The sequence below is a fragment of the Prescottella sp. D32 genome, assembly GCF_037287305.1.
Taxonomy (GTDB): domain Bacteria; phylum Actinomycetota; class Actinomycetes; order Mycobacteriales; family Mycobacteriaceae; genus Prescottella; species Prescottella equi.
The window spans coordinates 116,698-132,130 of the sequence record NZ_JARBSW010000003.1; the positions used below are offsets into that span (position 1 = coordinate 116,698).

The 15,433-nt window shown below is 67.6% G+C and carries 23 protein-coding genes and 1 pseudogene; 21 read left to right on the forward strand and 3 right to left on the reverse strand.

Translation table 11 applies throughout. The features are described 5' to 3' along the window. Positions 1-111: 111 nt before the first annotated feature. A complete protein-coding gene (locus PSS76_RS15180; protein ID WP_139810576.1) occupies positions 112-366 on the reverse strand; it encodes a DUF6480 family protein in 255 nt (84 codons plus the stop codon). A gap of 200 nt (positions 367-566) precedes the next feature. Between PSS76_RS15180 and PSS76_RS15185 the strand changes: the two genes are divergently transcribed. The 17 genes and pseudogenes from PSS76_RS15185 to PSS76_RS15265 all read left to right on the forward strand — a co-directional run bounded on the left by PSS76_RS15185 (position 567) and on the right by PSS76_RS15265 (position 11,225). Beyond that, positions 567-1,298, forward strand: a complete 732-nt coding sequence (locus PSS76_RS15185) for a hypothetical protein (protein WP_237172342.1) — start codon at positions 567-569, stop codon at positions 1,296-1,298. A gap of 5 nt (positions 1,299-1,303) precedes the next feature. Next, on the forward strand, positions 1,304-2,320 hold the full coding sequence (locus PSS76_RS15190) for an SRPBCC family protein (protein WP_084869761.1): 1,017 nt from the start codon (positions 1,304-1,306) through the stop codon (positions 2,318-2,320). A gap of 3 nt (positions 2,321-2,323) precedes the next feature. Continuing rightward, positions 2,324-2,722, forward strand: coding sequence for a gas vesicle protein GvpJ (gene gvpJ, locus PSS76_RS15195; RefSeq protein WP_084846662.1), 399 nt, complete (start codon positions 2,324-2,326; stop codon positions 2,720-2,722). Further along, positions 2,719-3,501 carry a GvpL/GvpF family gas vesicle protein gene (locus PSS76_RS15200; protein WP_084846663.1) on the forward strand — a complete coding sequence of 261 codons (783 nt, stop codon included), beginning with the start codon at positions 2,719-2,721 and terminating at the stop codon, positions 3,499-3,501. Before gvpJ (PSS76_RS15195) ends, PSS76_RS15200 begins: the two co-directional genes overlap by 4 nt. 1 nt (position 3,502) lies before the next feature. Continuing rightward, positions 3,503-3,754, forward strand: coding sequence for a gas vesicle protein GvpG (locus PSS76_RS15205; RefSeq protein WP_022596291.1), 252 nt, complete (start codon positions 3,503-3,505; stop codon positions 3,752-3,754). Between the two features lie 6 nt (positions 3,755-3,760). Next, positions 3,761-4,060, forward strand: coding sequence for a gas vesicle protein GvpO (gene gvpO / locus PSS76_RS15210; protein ID WP_013416220.1), 300 nt, complete (start codon positions 3,761-3,763; stop codon positions 4,058-4,060). Then, positions 4,057-4,470, forward strand: a complete 414-nt coding sequence (locus PSS76_RS15215) for a gas vesicle protein (protein WP_005512787.1) — start codon at positions 4,057-4,059, stop codon at positions 4,468-4,470. Before gvpO ends, PSS76_RS15215 begins: the two co-directional genes overlap by 4 nt. Continuing rightward, the gene (locus tag PSS76_RS15220) at positions 4,460-5,239 is read left to right on the forward strand and encodes a GvpL/GvpF family gas vesicle protein (protein WP_337456312.1); all 780 of its coding nucleotides are present in this window, start codon (positions 4,460-4,462) and stop codon (positions 5,237-5,239) included. The genes PSS76_RS15215 and PSS76_RS15220 overlap by 11 nt, the downstream gene beginning before the upstream one ends. Further along, on the forward strand, positions 5,236-5,433 hold the full coding sequence (gene gvpJ, locus PSS76_RS15225) for a gas vesicle protein GvpJ (RefSeq protein ID WP_081122101.1): 198 nt from the start codon (positions 5,236-5,238) through the stop codon (positions 5,431-5,433). Before PSS76_RS15220 ends, gvpJ (PSS76_RS15225) begins: the two co-directional genes overlap by 4 nt. Then, positions 5,430-5,765 (forward strand): gas vesicle protein K, encoded by a 336-nt coding sequence (locus tag PSS76_RS15230; protein WP_005512784.1) that lies wholly within the window; start codon positions 5,430-5,432, stop codon positions 5,763-5,765. The genes gvpJ (PSS76_RS15225) and PSS76_RS15230 overlap by 4 nt, the downstream gene beginning before the upstream one ends. A gap of 162 nt (positions 5,766-5,927) precedes the next feature. After that, the gene (locus PSS76_RS15235) at positions 5,928-7,145 is read left to right on the forward strand and encodes a glycosyltransferase (RefSeq protein ID WP_064077970.1); all 1,218 of its coding nucleotides are present in this window, start codon (positions 5,928-5,930) and stop codon (positions 7,143-7,145) included. After that, positions 7,142-7,972 (forward strand): NAD-dependent epimerase/dehydratase family protein, encoded by an 831-nt coding sequence (locus PSS76_RS15240; RefSeq protein ID WP_337456313.1) that lies wholly within the window; start codon positions 7,142-7,144, stop codon positions 7,970-7,972. Before PSS76_RS15235 ends, PSS76_RS15240 begins: the two co-directional genes overlap by 4 nt. Beyond that, positions 7,969-8,376: pseudogene (locus PSS76_RS15245) on the forward strand (carbamoyltransferase N-terminal domain-containing protein); the annotation flags it as partial. The gene PSS76_RS15240 and the pseudogene PSS76_RS15245, both read left to right, overlap by 4 nt. Before the next feature lie 213 nt (positions 8,377-8,589). Then, positions 8,590-9,030 carry an ATP-binding protein gene (locus PSS76_RS15250; RefSeq protein ID WP_013416228.1) on the forward strand — a complete coding sequence of 147 codons (441 nt, stop codon included), beginning with the start codon at positions 8,590-8,592 and terminating at the stop codon, positions 9,028-9,030. Next, entirely contained in the window at positions 9,012-9,806 is a 795-nt protein-coding gene (locus PSS76_RS15255) for a SigB/SigF/SigG family RNA polymerase sigma factor (protein WP_175272087.1), read from the forward strand. Before PSS76_RS15250 ends, PSS76_RS15255 begins: the two co-directional genes overlap by 19 nt. Before the next feature lie 225 nt (positions 9,807-10,031). Further along, on the forward strand, positions 10,032-10,466 hold the full coding sequence (locus PSS76_RS15260; protein WP_157383604.1) for an STAS domain-containing protein: 435 nt from the start codon (positions 10,032-10,034) through the stop codon (positions 10,464-10,466). Between the two features lie 27 nt (positions 10,467-10,493). Next, positions 10,494-11,225: a GAF and ANTAR domain-containing protein gene (locus PSS76_RS15265; protein WP_064077975.1), complete on the forward strand. Its 732-nt coding sequence runs from the start codon at positions 10,494-10,496 to the stop codon at positions 11,223-11,225. 257 nt (positions 11,226-11,482) lie between these two features. On the opposite strand, the gene PSS76_RS15270 is transcribed toward PSS76_RS15265, so the two are convergent. Continuing rightward, a complete protein-coding gene (locus PSS76_RS15270; RefSeq protein ID WP_013416232.1) occupies positions 11,483-11,710 on the reverse strand; it encodes an ANTAR domain-containing protein in 228 nt (75 codons plus the stop codon). A 320-nt stretch (positions 11,711-12,030) separates the two neighbouring features. On the opposite strand from PSS76_RS15270, the gene PSS76_RS15275 reads away from it, so the two are divergent. Continuing rightward, on the forward strand, positions 12,031-12,510 hold the full coding sequence (locus PSS76_RS15275) for a CinA family protein (protein WP_022596315.1): 480 nt from the start codon (positions 12,031-12,033) through the stop codon (positions 12,508-12,510). Between the two features lie 33 nt (positions 12,511-12,543). Here the strand turns inward: PSS76_RS15275 and PSS76_RS15280 are convergent, their stop codons facing one another. Then, entirely contained in the window at positions 12,544-13,722 is a 1,179-nt protein-coding gene (locus tag PSS76_RS15280; RefSeq protein ID WP_337456314.1) for a zinc-dependent alcohol dehydrogenase, read from the reverse strand. A 230-nt stretch (positions 13,723-13,952) separates the two neighbouring features. Between PSS76_RS15280 and PSS76_RS15285 the strand changes: the two genes are divergently transcribed. The 3 genes from PSS76_RS15285 to PSS76_RS15295 all read left to right on the forward strand — a co-directional run bounded on the left by PSS76_RS15285 (position 13,953) and on the right by PSS76_RS15295 (position 15,285). Then, positions 13,953-14,237 (forward strand): hypothetical protein, encoded by a 285-nt coding sequence (locus PSS76_RS15285; RefSeq protein WP_005512762.1) that lies wholly within the window; start codon positions 13,953-13,955, stop codon positions 14,235-14,237. Positions 14,238-14,307: 70 nt separating this feature from the next. Next, on the forward strand, positions 14,308-14,553 hold the full coding sequence (gene mbp1, locus PSS76_RS15290; RefSeq protein ID WP_022596322.1) for a microaggregate-binding protein 1: 246 nt from the start codon (positions 14,308-14,310) through the stop codon (positions 14,551-14,553). A gap of 3 nt (positions 14,554-14,556) precedes the next feature. Next, complete coding sequence (locus tag PSS76_RS15295; protein ID WP_337456315.1) at positions 14,557-15,285, forward strand: HemK2/MTQ2 family protein methyltransferase; 729 nt, start codon at positions 14,557-14,559, stop codon at positions 15,283-15,285. Positions 15,286-15,433: the final 148 nt, after the last annotated feature.

The window sequence follows — 15,433 nt, forward strand, 5'->3', positions numbered from 1 at the left end:
CCCGATCGGGGTGATGACGATGTTGATCGCCAATTCAAGGTTCGCGTCGCCGACAGTGGTGCCCCCGCTCGACGCGAACCCGGAACGGGCGGCCTCCCGACGGCGCTCGGATCACCAGACGCCGGTCGCCATCAGGATGAGCGCGACCACCACCGCGGCGAAGACGACCACGATGAGACCGACCACCACGATCGTGGCGGCACCCGTCGCCGGAAATCCGTGGCGGGTGTCGGGCTCGTGCTCCGACACACCGGAGGTTCCGCCGGATGCGGGCGGAGTGGACCCTGCGGGCACGCCCCCACCTGGCTCCAGGTCCGGGGTGTTGCGGGGGTCGGGGTCGGGGCTTTCGGCGCGTGGATCGGTCATCTCGTCCTCCTGGTCGCCTTTGGATCCGAGTACCCAGCGGCGGCGCGAGTCATTCGCCCCGAGTCCCGTCGGATTCCGAAATCGGTGTTTGTGCGGGCGTCGCAGCGGCTAACCGGAACGGGTGGAGCGCGGCGATCCGGGCCGGTGGGGTACCGGGCATGTCCCTCCCCCGTACGAAGGAACAGGTCATGAAAGGTGGCATGCGAGTCGCACTCGGTGTCGCGGCCGGCTACTTCCTGGGCCGAACGCGAAAGATGAAGGTTGCGCTGATGCTCGCGGGCGCGGGAGCGACGGGACGTCTTCCCGACAACTCACGCCAACTGGTTCGGGAAGGAATCAAACGGCTCGGGGAGTCCGCCGAGGTCGGCAAGCTCACGGAAAGTGTCCGGGGTGAACTCACCGACGCCGCGAAGCGGGCGGCGGTCGCGGCCGCGAGCAACCGGATCGACGCCCTCACCAACCGCATCGAAGGTGTCCGGTCCGGCGTGGGCGAGAGCGTCGGCAAGGTGGGCGAGGACGTCGGCGACACCGTCGGCAAGGTCGGCGAGGGCCTGCTGGGCGGCGGGAAGGACGACGAAGACGAGGAAGAGCAGGACGGAAAGGCCGAGAAGGGCGAGAAAGACACAGCCACAGCCGAATCCGCGACTCCGAAGTCCACTTCCTCTCGGCAACGGACGAAGCGGGCGAAGTCCGCAGCAGACACAGATGACGCCGATACGGGAGATGCCGGCGGCACGGAGAGCGACGAGGACGTGAGATCCGATCACGAAGAGGGCCGGGACGACGCGGCCCCCCGGCACAGGTCTTCCGCGCGCGGCTCGGCGTCGCGACGCGGCACGCCGCGCACACGTAAGGACTCCGAGTCCACGTCGCGCACCCGCACGCGGTCCGCGACGGCCGCCCACGCACCCGTGCGACGGACCGGGAGGTGAGGGTGATGACCACAACGCAGGAAGGGACCGACGAGAAGGCAACCACGCCTGGCGCGGATCAGCTCAAGTCGTCCCTGCAGCATCTCGTCGGCGCCGTCGCCCAGAAGGGGGTGAAGTCGCTGACCGACACCGTCTCGTCGACCGTGGGCAATCTCGACCAGTTCACCGAGGGCGGCGGAAATGGAGGTCTCGCGTCCGCCGTGACCGGGCTGGCGCAGGGCGAGTCGCCCGCGAAGGTCGCGCTCAAGGCCGGCATGTCGTCGGTGACCGGAAAGATCAAGGAGAAGGGCCAGGACCTCAAGCAAGCGCTCACCGGTGGCGGCAAGGGCACGGGTAAGGGCAAGAGGGACAAGATCACCAACATCGTCGAACAGATCGACATCGGCGCACCGGTCGATCTGGTGTACGACCAGTGGACCCAGTTCGCCGACTTTCCCCGGTTCATGAAGAAACTCGAGCAGGTTGAACAGATCTCGGACGAGAAGCTGAGGTGGAAGGCGCAGGTCTTCTGGTCCCACCGCTCGTGGGAGTCCACCATCCTGGAACAGGTTCAGGACGAACGCATCGTGTGGCGTTCCAAGGGCGACAAGGGGTATCTCGACGGCGCGGTCACCTTCCACGAACTCACGCCCGACCTCACCAGGGTGCTGGTCGTGATCGAGTACCACCCGCAAGGCTTCTTCGAGAAGACCGGCAACATCTGGCGGGCACAGGGACGTCGAATCCGACTCGAACTCAAACATTTCCGCCGCCAAGTCATGATTCAGACCCTGCTGCACCCGGACGACGTCGAGGGCTGGCACGGCGAGATCCGTGACGGCGAGGTGGTTCCCGAGGAGGACCTGGACGAAGAACCCGAAGACGAGGACACCGAAAACGCCGAGGGCGACGAGGGGGACGAAGAGGAACCCGACGAGTACGACGAGGTGGACGAGGAACCGGACGAGAACGAAGACGAGGAACCGGAGGATGCGGAAACCGACGACGGTGAGCGAGCGGAAGCCGGTTCCCGGAAGGAATAACAGATGACCATGGTGCAAGGGGGCGGCGGTGCCGGCGGCCCGAGTTCCCAAAGCCTCGCGGACGTGGTGGACACGATCCTCGACAAGGGCCTCGTGATCGACGCGTACGTACGGGTCTCTCTGGTCGGCATCGAACTCGTCACGATCGATGCGCGTGTCGTGGTCGCCAGCGTCGACACGTACCTACGATTCGCGGAGGCGGTCAACCGCCTGGAGATCTCGGAGACTCAGCCCAAGGGACTGCCCGACATGGTGCAGGACATGACCACGGGCGTGGCCGAAGGCAAGACGAAGGGCGCCATCGAGGCGGCCGGCGAGAAGGTGCTCGACTTTCTCGGTGGCTCGCAGGACGAGCGTGAGCCGCAGCGACGCGGGTACTCCGGCGGAGGCAAGGACCGATGAGCGAACAGGAATCCGCACCGGACGGTGGTGGCCCGGTGGTGTACGTGTACGGACTGGTTCCCGCGGACGTGGAAGTGAAGGAGGACGCCACCGGTATCGGCTCGCCGCCCCGGCCGCTGAAGATCGTCCACCACGAGGACGTGGCCGCTCTGGTCAGCGAGATCGACCCGGACACCCCGCTGGGCAGTTCCGACGACCTGCGGGCCCATGCGGCCGTCCTCGACTCCACCGCGACGGTGGCACCGGTTCTGCCACTGCGCTTCGGCGCCGTACTCACCGATACCGATGCCGTGGTGGCCGAACTTCTCGAACCGTATCGGGACGAGTTCCACGAAGCGCTCGAACAGCTCGAGGGCAAGGTCGAGTTCGTGGTCAAGGGCAAGTACGTCGAGGACGCGATCCTCCGCGAGATCCTCGCCGACGACCCGGAGGCGGCACGACTGCGCGACGTCGTCCGCGAACAACCCGAGGACGCGACCCGCGACGAGCGGTTGGCGCTCGGCGAACGAATCAGCCAGGCACTGACGGCCAAACGCGAGCAGGACACCGGGCGCATCGTCGAAGCTCTCGAACCCGCGGCGACCGCCGTGGCACCACGGGAGCCGACCGACGACGAGGAAGCGGGTTCGGTGGCCGTACTGATCTCCGCGGACGGGCTGGACGAACTGGACAAGGCCGTGGCGCGGCTGATCGACGACTGGCAGGGGCGCGTCGAGGTCACGGTGACCGGTCCGCTGGCCGCCTACGACTTCGTGAAGACGCGGGCGCCGGGTACCTGACATGGGACTCTTCTCCGCCATCTTCGGACTGCCACTGGCGCCCGTCCGGGGCGTCGTGTGGATCGGGGAGGTCGTACGCCGGCAGGTCGAGGAGGAGACGACGAGCCCTGCCGCCATGCGCCGGGACCTCGAGGCAATCGAGGAAGGCCGCCGTTCCGGTGAGATCTCGGAGGACGAGGCCGCGCAGGCCGAGGACGAGATCCTCCACCGGGTCACGCGCCGTCGGGACGCCGGCGGCTCCGGAGAGGAGTAGCGAGCGATGAGCGGGCCGCGAGATCCGGACGAGCCCACCGACCTGACAGCACCGCAGGCCGCCGCGGAGGCGGCTCGGCAGATCGCCGCGCTCACGGGCCGGACGCCCATCGGAGCCGTATCGGTCGCGCCGAGCGAGGAAGGGTGGTCCGTCGAGGTGGAGGTCGTCGAGGATCGCCGGATCCCGTCGTCCTCCGACGTCCTCGCGATCTACGTGGTGGTCCTCGACATGGACGGCATGCTGCTGTCCTACCGGAGGAGCCGCCAGTACACGCGCGGCCGGTCCGAGAAGGGGGCACAGCAGTGACGAGGTCGGGCAGCGGAGCAAACTACCCACAGCAGTACAGCCAGGGGCTCGGCGGGGCGGGCCACGAGCCCGCCAATCTCGGCGACATCCTCGAACGGGTCCTCGACAAGGGCATCGTGATCGCCGGGGACATCCGGGTCAACCTCCTGGACATCGAACTGCTCACCATCAAGCTGCGCTTGGTGATCGCCTCGCTCGAAACGGCGCGCGAAGTCGGAATCGACTGGTGGGAACACGATCCGTGGCTGTCCGGGAACAACCGCGATCTGGAACTCGAGAACGAGCGTCTGCGCGCGCGCATCGAGGCTCTCGAATCCGGCGAGAGACGGGTCGCGGACGTGACCGACCCGCACCGGGCGGTGCAACCGGCCGAGTCACCCGCCGCGGAGGTTCGCGACGATGACTCCTGACGACGGCGTGTGGGTGTACGCCGTGACCGGTGACGGCTCGTTCCCCGGCGGTATCTCCGGTATCCGCGGGGTGGCCGGCGAGGAACTCCGTACGGTAACCGACTCGGGGTTCACGGCCGTCGTGGGCACGGTTCGCCTCGACACGTTCGGCGAGGAAGCGTTGCGGCGCAACCTCGAGGATCTCGACTGGCTCGCCGACACGGCCCGTCGACACGACGCGGTCGTCGCCGCCATCTGCGCGGGCGGTGCCACCGTGCCACTCCGCTTGGCGACCGTGTACTTCGACGACGATCGGGTCCGAACGATGCTGCGCGACAATGCCGAGCAACTCGGCGAGGCACTGCAGCAGATCGCCGACCGGTCCGAGTGGGGCGTGCGCGCCTACCTCGAGCGACCGCGCAGCGAACCCCGAGACGCGCGCGAGAAGACCGGACGCCCCTCCGGCACTGCGTATCTCATGCAGCGGCGCGCCCAGGTGGCCGCCCGAGAGCAAGCCGAGTCCGCGGCGGGCCGACGAGCCGACGAGATCTTCGCCGAACTGGCACGGTGGGCGGTGGCCGGCGTCCGGCAGCCGCCCTCTCCCCCGGACCTCGCGGGCCGTCGTTCCCAGGAGATCCTCAACACGTCGTTCCTGGTCGACAACGGCCGCCACCACGAGTTCGTCACGGCCGTCGAAGAACTCGACGCGCGACTGAGCGATGTGGACCTGGTACTTACCGGCCCGTGGCCGCCGTACTCGTTCACCTCCGTCGAAGCGAGTGCGCGGTGAGCCCCACCCCGGACCGTCGGATCGCGCTGGTCGATCTCCTCGACCGAGTCCTCGGCGGAGGCGTCGTCGTCGCGGGCGAGATCACCCTGTCGATCGCAGACGTCGACATGGTGCACATCTCCCTGCGCACGCTCGTGTCGTCGGTCAGTGCGCTGACCCGGCCACCCGACGAGAAGCCGGAGAATGCCGGGTGAGCGAGTCGACCGGCGGTCCGACGTCGAACGAGCGTGCCGGCCCGCACGATCGGTCGATTCGCCAGCGGATCGACTCGGATCCCGAGTCGGTCGAACGCGGGCTGGTCGCGTTGGTCCTCACACTCGTCGAACTGTTGCGACAGCTCATGGAGCGGCAGGCGCTGCGCCGGGTGGACGCCGGTGATCTCTCCGACGACCAGATCGAACGCATCGGCACGACGCTGATGCTGCTCGAGGAGAAGATGGAGGAGTTGCGTGAGCATTTCGGACTCGAACCCGAGGACCTCAACATCGACCTGGGCCCGCTCGGCCCGCTGTTGGCGGAGGACTGACCGCCGGCAGTGGCGGGAGCCGGCATGAACCGCACATCCGTCGTGATCGCCACACGCGACCGGCCGATCGAGCTGGCCCGGACACTCGACCGCATCGGTGCAGACTGTCCGGCGACACCGATCGTCGTGGTGGACAGACCACTGTGCGCCAGGAGGTAGCGAATGAAGATCGCGATGATCTCGGATCACGCCAGCCCGCTCGTCGCGATGGGCGGGGTCGACACGGGAGGACAGAATGTCCATGTCGCGGCGTTGTCCGCCGCGCTCGTGCGGCGGGGTCACGACGTCGAGGTGTTCACCCGGCGGGACGACGCCACCGTCCCGGAACGGGTCCGCTCCGAGGACGGCTACGACGTGGTGCACGTGCCGGCCGGGCCCGCGCGGAGAATCTCGAAGGACGAGCTGCTACCCCACATGCAGGAGTTCGCCCTCGGTCTTCGCGATCGTTTCGCGCGGGCACAGTTCGACGTCGCGCACTCACACTTCTGGATGTCCGGCCTCACCGGCCGACTCGCGAGTCAGGCGTGCGGGATACCACTCGTGCACACGTTCCACGCGCTGGGCATCGTGCAGAAGCGCTACCAGGGCGCGGCGGACACGAGCCCGCCGGAGCGGATCCCGTTGGAGTGCAAGATCGGCCAGAGTGCCGACGCCGTCGCGGCGACGTGCTCCGACGAGGTGTTCGAACTCGTCCGGATGGGCATCCCCCGCTCTCACATCACCGTGGTCCCGTGCGGGGTCGACACGGACGAGTTCCGCCCGGACGGGCCCCGGGCCCCACGGGGCGACCGGTTCCGCGTCGTCACGGTGGGACGCCTGGTGCAGCGCAAGGGATTCGATGTCGCCATACGCGCGCTGGTCGCGCTGCCGGGCGCCGAGCTGGTGATCGCCGGCGGGCCGGTGGCGGGATCGGTGGACGAGGACGCAGAGGGATCGCGGCTGCTGCACCTCGCCGACGAACTGGGCGTACGGGATCGCCTGGCGATGCCCGGCCAGATTCCCCGCGCCCGGATGCCGGAGCTGCTGCGCTCGACGGACGTGGTGGTCTGTTCGCCGTGGTACGAACCGTTCGGGATCGTCCCGCTCGAGGCGATGGCGTGCGGCAAACCGGTGGTCGCCAGTGCCGTCGGAGGACTCACCGACTCCGTCGTCGACGGGGTGACCGGGGTGCACGTGCCGCCCCGGAACGCCGACGCCCTGGGCCGCGCCCTGCATCGGCTGCTCACACAGCCCGTGCAGTGCGAGCAGTTGGGACACGCCGGGCGGGACCGGGCGGTGCAGCGCTTCGCGTGGAGCCGGGTCGCGGGCGAAACCGAGCGCGTGTACGAGTCCGTGCTCCGCCAGGCGGTTCCCCGCGCCGCCGGCGGGGTGGGCCGATGAACGCGTCCGGTGGTCCGCGCCGTCGTCGGGTGCTGGTCACCGGCGGAGCCGGCTTTCTCGGTCTCCATCTCTGCACGCGCCTGTCCAGACGGGGCGACTCGGTGGTCTGTCTCGACGACTTCTCGACGTCGGCCCCGTGGGCGCGATCGACCCTGGAAGCGCTCGACCGCGTGACGGTGATCGACGGTTCCGTGACGGATCCTCCGCCCCTGCCCCGCCGAATCGACCTCCTGATCCACCTCGCCTGTCCCGCGTCGCCGCGCGACTACCAGGACGATCCGGTCGGCACCCTCGCCACCGGTGGTCTCGGAACCCTCGAGATGCTCGAACGTGCCGAGGCTTCCGGCGCTCGCTTCGTGCCGGCGTCGACGAGCGAGGTGTACGGCGATCCGCAGGTGCACCCGCAGGCGGAGTCGTATCGCGGCAATGTGGACCCGGTGGGCCCGCGCAGCATGTACGACGAGGCAAAACGGTTCGGCGAAGCCCTCGCGTCCGCGTTCCGCCGCCAGTACGACACCGACACCGCGATCGTGCGCATCTTCAACAGCTACGGTCCCGGCATGCGGGCCGACGACGGGCGCATGGTGCCGGCCTTCGTGTGCGCGGCCCTCGACCGCCGCCCTCTACCGGTCCGCTTCCTGCCCTCGGCCCCGGACGACCCCCGGCGACGGTGCCCCGACGTCGAACGTGCCCGCAGCCTTCTCGGCTGGCGCCCGCGGGTGACGCTGGAGGAGGGCATGCGCCGCACCGTGGACTGGTTCGCCCGCACGGCCCGGGCACAGTCGGTCGCCGGCACTCCGGCGAGCACCCGAGGGAGTTCACTGTGAAGATTCTTGGTGTCAACGCGGTGTTCCACGATCCCGCCGCCGCCGTCGTCGACGACGGCCGGATGATCGCCGCCGCGGAGGAAGAGAGATTCAGCAGGCGAAAGCACGGCAAGCGGCCGTACGCCTTCTCCACGTGGGAACTTCCCGAGCAGTCCATTCGATGGTGCCTCGCCGAAGCCGGACACACCGCGCGGGACCTCGACGCCGTCACGTACTCGTACGATCCCGCTCTGGTGGATCCGGAGCTTCCCGGCACCGAACGGGACTGAGAGTTCCTACGCACGATGTACGCCGAGCGGTTCCCGCGGTTCCTCAGGACGGTCCTCCCCGAAGTCGATCCCTCGATCGTCCGCTTCGTTCCCCACCACCTGACCCACGCCGCGTCGGCTGCGCTCGCCTCGCCGGGGCTCGCGCGCACGACGGTGCGACCTGGCGGCGCACCCGTGTCTGGACGCGATCGACCCGCGAGATGTGGGTGGTGCAGTGGAGAAGCTACTCCGCAACTCTTCCCTGGAGCGCGAGTATCCGCGAGTTTGGAAACAGGGCACGACGGGAATCCTCCCATCGAAGCCACCGACCGGACCCACCTGTCAGGCCCAGTTTCGAAACGAGGAGTCATGAGCGAAGCGTGCCTCTCCACGAGCAGAAACCAGGAGCCCGCGCCTGTCATCGAGCTGCGCACGCCGGCCGAGCCGATCCAGCTTGCCCCGATCCGGGGCGTCACGGCATCGCTGGCCGAACGGTGCGACATGACCCTCGACCAGTTGGCCGATCTGAGGCTCGCCGTCGACGAGGCCTGCAGCACTCTGTTCCGGATCGCGCTACCCGACAGTGACATCGTGTGCACGTTCCGGGTGCGGGCCGACAACTTCCGATTCGCCGCCTGTGTCCCGACCTCCCGTCCCGCAGTGGACGGAGAGTACGAGCAGACGTTCGGTTGGCACGTCCTGCGCACCCTCACCGACGATCTCGCACTCCATCGACACCACGGCAACGGCGACGGCCGCGCCTCCACCGTCACGATCTCCTTCACCGTGGAATGCGGGGAGCACATGTGACGCCCCGGACTACGGACCGGCCCGACGAGTACAGCGACGTCAAACCCATGTTCGCGTCGCTGCAAGCGCTTGACGAGAACGACCCCGGTCACGCGGAACTACGGGAATCGATCATCACGCGGTGCCTGCCCCTCGCCGAGCACATCGCTCGACGCTTCGACCGCCGCGGCGAGCCCTTCGAGGATCTGGTGCAGGTCGCCAGCATCGGCCTCGTCAACGCGGTGGACCGCTACGACGTCGAGCGTGGCTCGGATTTCCTCGCCTTCGCCGTGCCCACGATCATGGGAGAAGTGCGGCGCCATTTCCGGGACACCGGCTGGGCGGTCAGGGTGCCGCGGCGCCTCAAGGAGCTTCATCTGGACCTCGTCAAGACGTCGGCGCAGTTGTCCCAGCGCCTCGGACGGTCTCCAACCACCCGCGAGATGGCGGCGGAACTGGGAATCGAGGTCGAGGAAGTCGCTCAGGGCCTGCAGGCCGCCAACGGATATCAGGCACTGTCCGTCGATGCCGCCGCGGGCAGCGGCCCCGACACCGGTTCGACGCTGGGCGACCTGTTGGGCGACAACGATTCGGATATCGCCGGTGTCGAGGACCACGAAACACTGCGGGTCGTCCTCGAAGGACTGCCCGAACGGGAACGAACGGTCTTGTTGCTCCGCTTCTTCGGGAACCAGACGCAGTCTCAGATCGCCGCGCACGTCGGCGTCTCCCAGATGCATGTCTCGCGGATCCTGTCCGACACGCTTGCCCGGCTGCGTGCGCAGGTGGAGCGGTAGACCACGCGCTGTTCTTCCGGCATACCCGTTTCGTGAACCTCGAAACCAGGGCAGACGCCGGTGACCTGTACACCGGGACGCGTCGGTGTTAGAAAGAAGAGAGGTTGAGCACACAGCCTGTCCACATCGGAGACGGGCGCATCTGTGGCCGTCGATCGAGTGAGCGTCCCGGCCAGAATTGGGCCAGGCGCCGTCCAACTCGTTTCCAGCAGATGGAGGCATGCCGTGCCTGATCTTCCCGGTACAGCGACGAACATATTGCACGCGTCCACCCACCAGACCGACGTCGGCGTCGGCGCCTCATCCGCGTTGGTGGTGACGCTGCTGGTCGACTTGGACCTCAGCACCGTGGACACCTTCCGTCAGGCGTTCGCACAGCTACTCGCCGGCGACGCTTCGCCGAACGCGGACCTTCTCGTCTTCGACCTCTCGCGGGTCGACTTCGTCAGCATCGACGGAGCCTCGGCACTTGTCGAGGCGAAGGACAGGGTGGTCGAAAGCGGCCTCGATTTCCGGCTCGTCACCGCGACACGGGGCGTCGAGCATGCTCTTGCGGCCACCGGCGCGCGGCAGATGTTCGAGCGCCACGCCACGGTCGGGTCTGCTCTCGACCGCGAGTCGAACCGGGCGGGCATGCCGGTCGCCGACCCCTCCTACTGACTGCCGCACCGGTGAACGGATCCCCAGATGACGGACGACACCACCGACACACTGAGTGAGCGTTTCGACGAGATCACCGGAGCACTCCAGGATCTGTCCGACGTCCTGGACGAATACGAGGACCTCGCAACGGTTCTGGAGCATGTCGTCGAAGGCGCGGTGAGAATCGTTCCCGGAGCCGACATGGCCGGAGTGACGCTCGTGTCCGACGAATCCGCGAAAACTGTGGCGGCAACGCATCCGCGAGTCCGCGAGGTGGACCAAGTCCAGTACGCGAACGACGGCGGCCCCTGCCTGACGGCGTCTCGGGACGGCCGGAGCGTGGTGGTCGACGTCGACCAGGTTCGCTCACGGTGGCCCGCCCTCGAAGCCTCGGCTGCCGATCTCGGGATCAAGAGCTTCATCGCGCTGCCGTTGATGCTCTCGGATCGTATTCACGGCTCGTTCAATCTCTACAGCAGCGATCCCCGAGGCTTCCAGTCCCTGGACGAGTCACTGCTCGAGCTGTTCACCACCGCCGCAGTCACCGCGCTGCAGCAGGCCGAACGGCACCGCCGCGCGCTGGCCTCGATCCGAAACCTCCAGACCGCGCTCACTTCTCGCGCCGAGATCGACCAAGCGATCGGTGTAGTCATGGCGCTGCACGGCTTGTCCGCCGCCGAGGCGTTCGAGCGGCTGGTGTCCACGTCTCAGGACACGAACGTCAAGGTCAGAACTGTTGCGCGACAACTTCTCGACAAGGTCGCGACGCACGGGTGACCAGTGGGCGACGGCGGCGCTGCACCCGCAGCTCCGCCGTCCTCGTGGTCAGATGAGAATCGAGGCAAGACCAACGGCCACGAATACCACCAATGCCACGGTGGCACAGAGAATCCCACTGTATCCGAGCACGAGGGGTGGGAAGGCGGCAACCGCTCCCGAACCGCAAGCGAGGGCCGCCGAGTAGCCGCGACGTGACTGGCGGCCCCTCGGCTCGGGAAGACCGTTGCGAGGGGCGAGTCGATCGGAGTCGAGAATCATGCGTCCGCACCTACCGTCCTCGAATCGACGTTGAGCGCCTTCCGGAGCTCGGCCCACTGCGGCGGAACGATGACCGCACCGGTCGACAGGGCGCTTTTGCTGACCAGCGAGATCAGGCTCTCGGCGGCGGATCCGACACTGACGTGATGATGCATGGCGACGTCGATCAACTCGTCGAATGCGGCATCCTGGCTGCATCCGCGCGCGGCACTGATGACGGCCACAGCTTCGCGTTCGGGCGCGCAGCCCGGCACTTCCCCTCGGAAGGAACGATGTACTGAGAGGTATTGGTGATTCACGAGACGACTCCGATACGTCGGAAGAAGAGCGGTCTCGCTGTCGACCCATCGCATTCTCGAACCGAGCGAGAATGCGGGACGAAGCCGACGCGAGCGGGGCTTCCAGCATCGGCTGTTTGTTCAACCGTGACCGAGAATACAGACTGGCCCCGCCGACGCGCAAGGGTCGGAGCCGAATACGTCCGTGCCGGGGTCGTGAGAGATCAAGTCGAGTAGGACTCCGCCGGAAAGGGTATAACCGAGCAATGGCGAACCCCCGCAACGACAGCGACGCACTCGCAGAGAAGGTCTCCGATCTCGCTTCCGAGGCCGGCCGCAGTATCGCGACCGCCGAATCCCTGACCGGCGGGCAGATTTCGTGCCTGCTCGGCGCCGCCCCCGGATCGTCCGACTGGTTCCGTGGCGCCGTCGTCGCCTACGCGAGCGCCGTCAAACACGATCTGCTCGAGGTGCCGCCCGGCCCGGTCGTCTCGGAAGCCGCTGCCCGCAGCATGGCAGCGAAGACGGCGGAGCTCCTGGGCGCCGACACCGTCATCGCGGTGACAGGCGCCGCAGGACCCGACGGCCAGGACGGCCAGGAACCGGGGACCGTCTGGTTCGGGATCTTCGACCGCGGTTCCGTCCGTGCCTTCCAGAAGAAGTTCGAGGGCGAGCCGACGGAAGTCGTCGAGACGACCGCCCATCACGCCCTCGAACTCCTCACCGACTGCCTCGGCGGCGAATGAGCTGCCGAAGCGTCGAGCCGCGCGTCACCAACCTCAGGGTTCGAGGAGGACCTTCACCGCGCCGTCCTGCTTCTTCTGGAAGATCTCGTAGGCGCGGGGCGCTTCGTCGAGCGACAGCCGATGGGTGGCGAACGTGTCGACCCCGAGCGGGTCACCGTCCGTGAGCAGCGGAAGAATGTCGTCGGCCCAGCGCTTCACATTGGCCTGACCCATCCTGAACTGGATCTGCTTGTCGAACATCTTGAACATCGGCAGCGGGTCCAGAGCTCCCCCGTACACGCCGACGATCGAGACGGTGCCCCCGCGGCGCACGATGTCGATCGCTGCTTCGAGCGCCGCGAGACGGTCGATGCCCGCGTGGGTGAACAGCGGTCCGGCGACAGCATCCGGCATGAACGACGTCGCCTGCTGTACCAGCTTCGCGCCCGGCGACCCGTGCGCCTCCATTCCCACGGCGTCGATCACGGCATCGGTGCCGCGCCCACCGGTCATGTCCCGGATCGTCGCCCCGATGTCGTCGTTCTCCCGCAGGTCGAGGACCTCGATGCCGCGGGCCCGTAACCGCTCGAGCCGCTCCGGAACCAGGTCGACGCCGATCACCCGGCCCCCCCGGTGTGCCGCGATCCGGGCGGCCATGTCGCCGATCGGCCCCAGCCCCAGCACCGTGAGCGATTCGCCCTCGCGGACGCCGGCGTACTCCACTGCCTGCCACGCGGTGGGCAACACGTCCGACAAATACACGAAACGGTCGTCCGACGGGCCCTCCGGGACCTTGATGTGCGTGTACTGCGCCTGCGGAACACGTAGATACTGCGCCTGCGCCCCGGGGATACTGCCGTAGAGCTTCGAATACCCGAAGAGCGCGGCGCCGGTGCCTTCCGATCTGACTTGCGTTGTCTCACATTGCGTCTGCAACCCACCACCACACATCGCGCAGTGCCCACACGAAATCTGGAACGGGATCACCACGCGGTCCCCCACCGCGAGATCGCCCACATCGCTGCCGATCTCCCGGACGATACCCATCGGTTCGTGTCCGAGAATGTCGCCGGCGGTCATGAACGGCGACAGCAATTCGTACAGGTGCAGATCGGACCCGCAGATGTTGGTCGTGGTCACCTCGATGATCGCATCGTTCGCTTCCTGGATACGCGGATCGGGAACCGTCTCCACCGACACGTTCCGCTTGCCTTGCCATGTCACCGCTTTCACCGCTACCTCCAGGTTGTGTGTCGTCTCCGCCCGACGCCTACCCAGTCGCGGACCGGCGCAAACGCCAGGATCGCCCGCCGGCAGCGCGAGCGGATCGAGGTGCGGTACGGCCCCCGCGAGAACGATCGCGTGCAAGAACGACCGGGGTGGACGACAATCGGAACTACATTCAGGGCCCGCACCGGTCCATTCCGGCGCGGAGCACCGACTCGACACCGGGGAGGCTCGAAATGAACACCAACGACCCTCGCGATCTCGCGCACACGACCCGGGAGCACCCCGGCGAAGCGATCGAAGACGCGCGCAACTGGCCCGGCTACGCCCTGATCGGCGTCGCCATCGTCACGCTGGGCCTCACACTCGTCGCGGCGGGATACGGCTTCGCGGGCTGGGCCTGGATCGCCGGAATCGTCTGCGTGGGCGCACTGCTGGCCGGCACCGCACTCGTTCTCGCCGAGCATCGGCGGGTGAAGCGACTGGACAATGCGTCGCTCACCGACCAGGTCGGCCACTGACCGACGTTTGATTCCTTCGACGATCGGGTACACGGCTGGCGGAACCTGTCGGCGGAAGGGAGTTCGCGTCATGTCGGACAAGGACGAGTCGGGGCCTGCGGAGGCTGTCAAAGGCGCCGTCGAAGGCGTGAAGGGTAAGGCCAAGGAGGCCGCCGGCGCGGTGACAGGTCAGGACGACCTGGTTCGGGAAGGCAAAGCGCAGCAGGACAAGGCATCCGCCGAGCGGGAAGCCGCCGAGAAGGAGGCCGAGGCGGAGAAGGCTCGCGGCAAGGCGGCAGCGAACGAGGCGCGCCAGCGCACGGAGCAGGACTCGTAGCAGATGACTTCGGACGCAGTGTTGCGGGGAACCGGTGAGCCGATTCGCCCGCGCAACGGGAAACCTGGCAAGTTCTGGCGTCTACCGGGGGTCTATCCGCCGCAGTCGGACACCTACCTTCTCGCACGTACGTTGCTCGGCGAGACGATCGAACCCGGTACCCGCGTGCTCGATATCGGCGCGGGTACCGGGTATCTATCGGTGTCTGCAGCGCTGGCCGGCTCGCGGAACGTGACCGCTGTCGATGTCGCGAAGCGGGCATTGCTGAACACCCGCCTCAACGCCACACTCAACGGCGTGCAGATTCGTGCAGTCCACGGCGATCTGACGAATCCTCTCGGGGAGAACAACTTCGATCTCGTCGTCAGCAACCCGCCGTACGTCCCGGCAGCCGACGACACGTTGCCGACGGGGGGCCTGGCTCGATGCTGGGATGCCGGCCGAGACGGTCGCGCCCATCTCGACCGCATCTGTCGTGAAGCTCCGCGCATACTGGCGCCGGGCGGTGTGCTCCTATTGCTGCAATCGGCCCTGAGCAACATCGATGCGACACAACGAGAGCTGCAGCGCCAAGGCCTTACGGCAGAGATCGTCTCCACCGCACAGATCCCCTTCGGCCCCGTGCTCACCGAACGCGCGTCCCTGCTGCGACAGCGCGGGCTACTGGCACCCGGAGAAGACCGTGAGAAGCTGGTCGTTTTCCGGGCAGTCAAGCCTTCGGGCGCAGCATGAGAGCCGATCGGCGCATATAGGTTTCGACGTCTCGCCAGGGACGGGCCGACAGCTCCTGCGGTAGCTAGGCCAGAGGTCGTGTGAGAGCCGCCAAGGTAGTAAACAGCGAGGGCGAAGTCGCGGCCGGGTTCCTCCAGGTGCGGCAGGG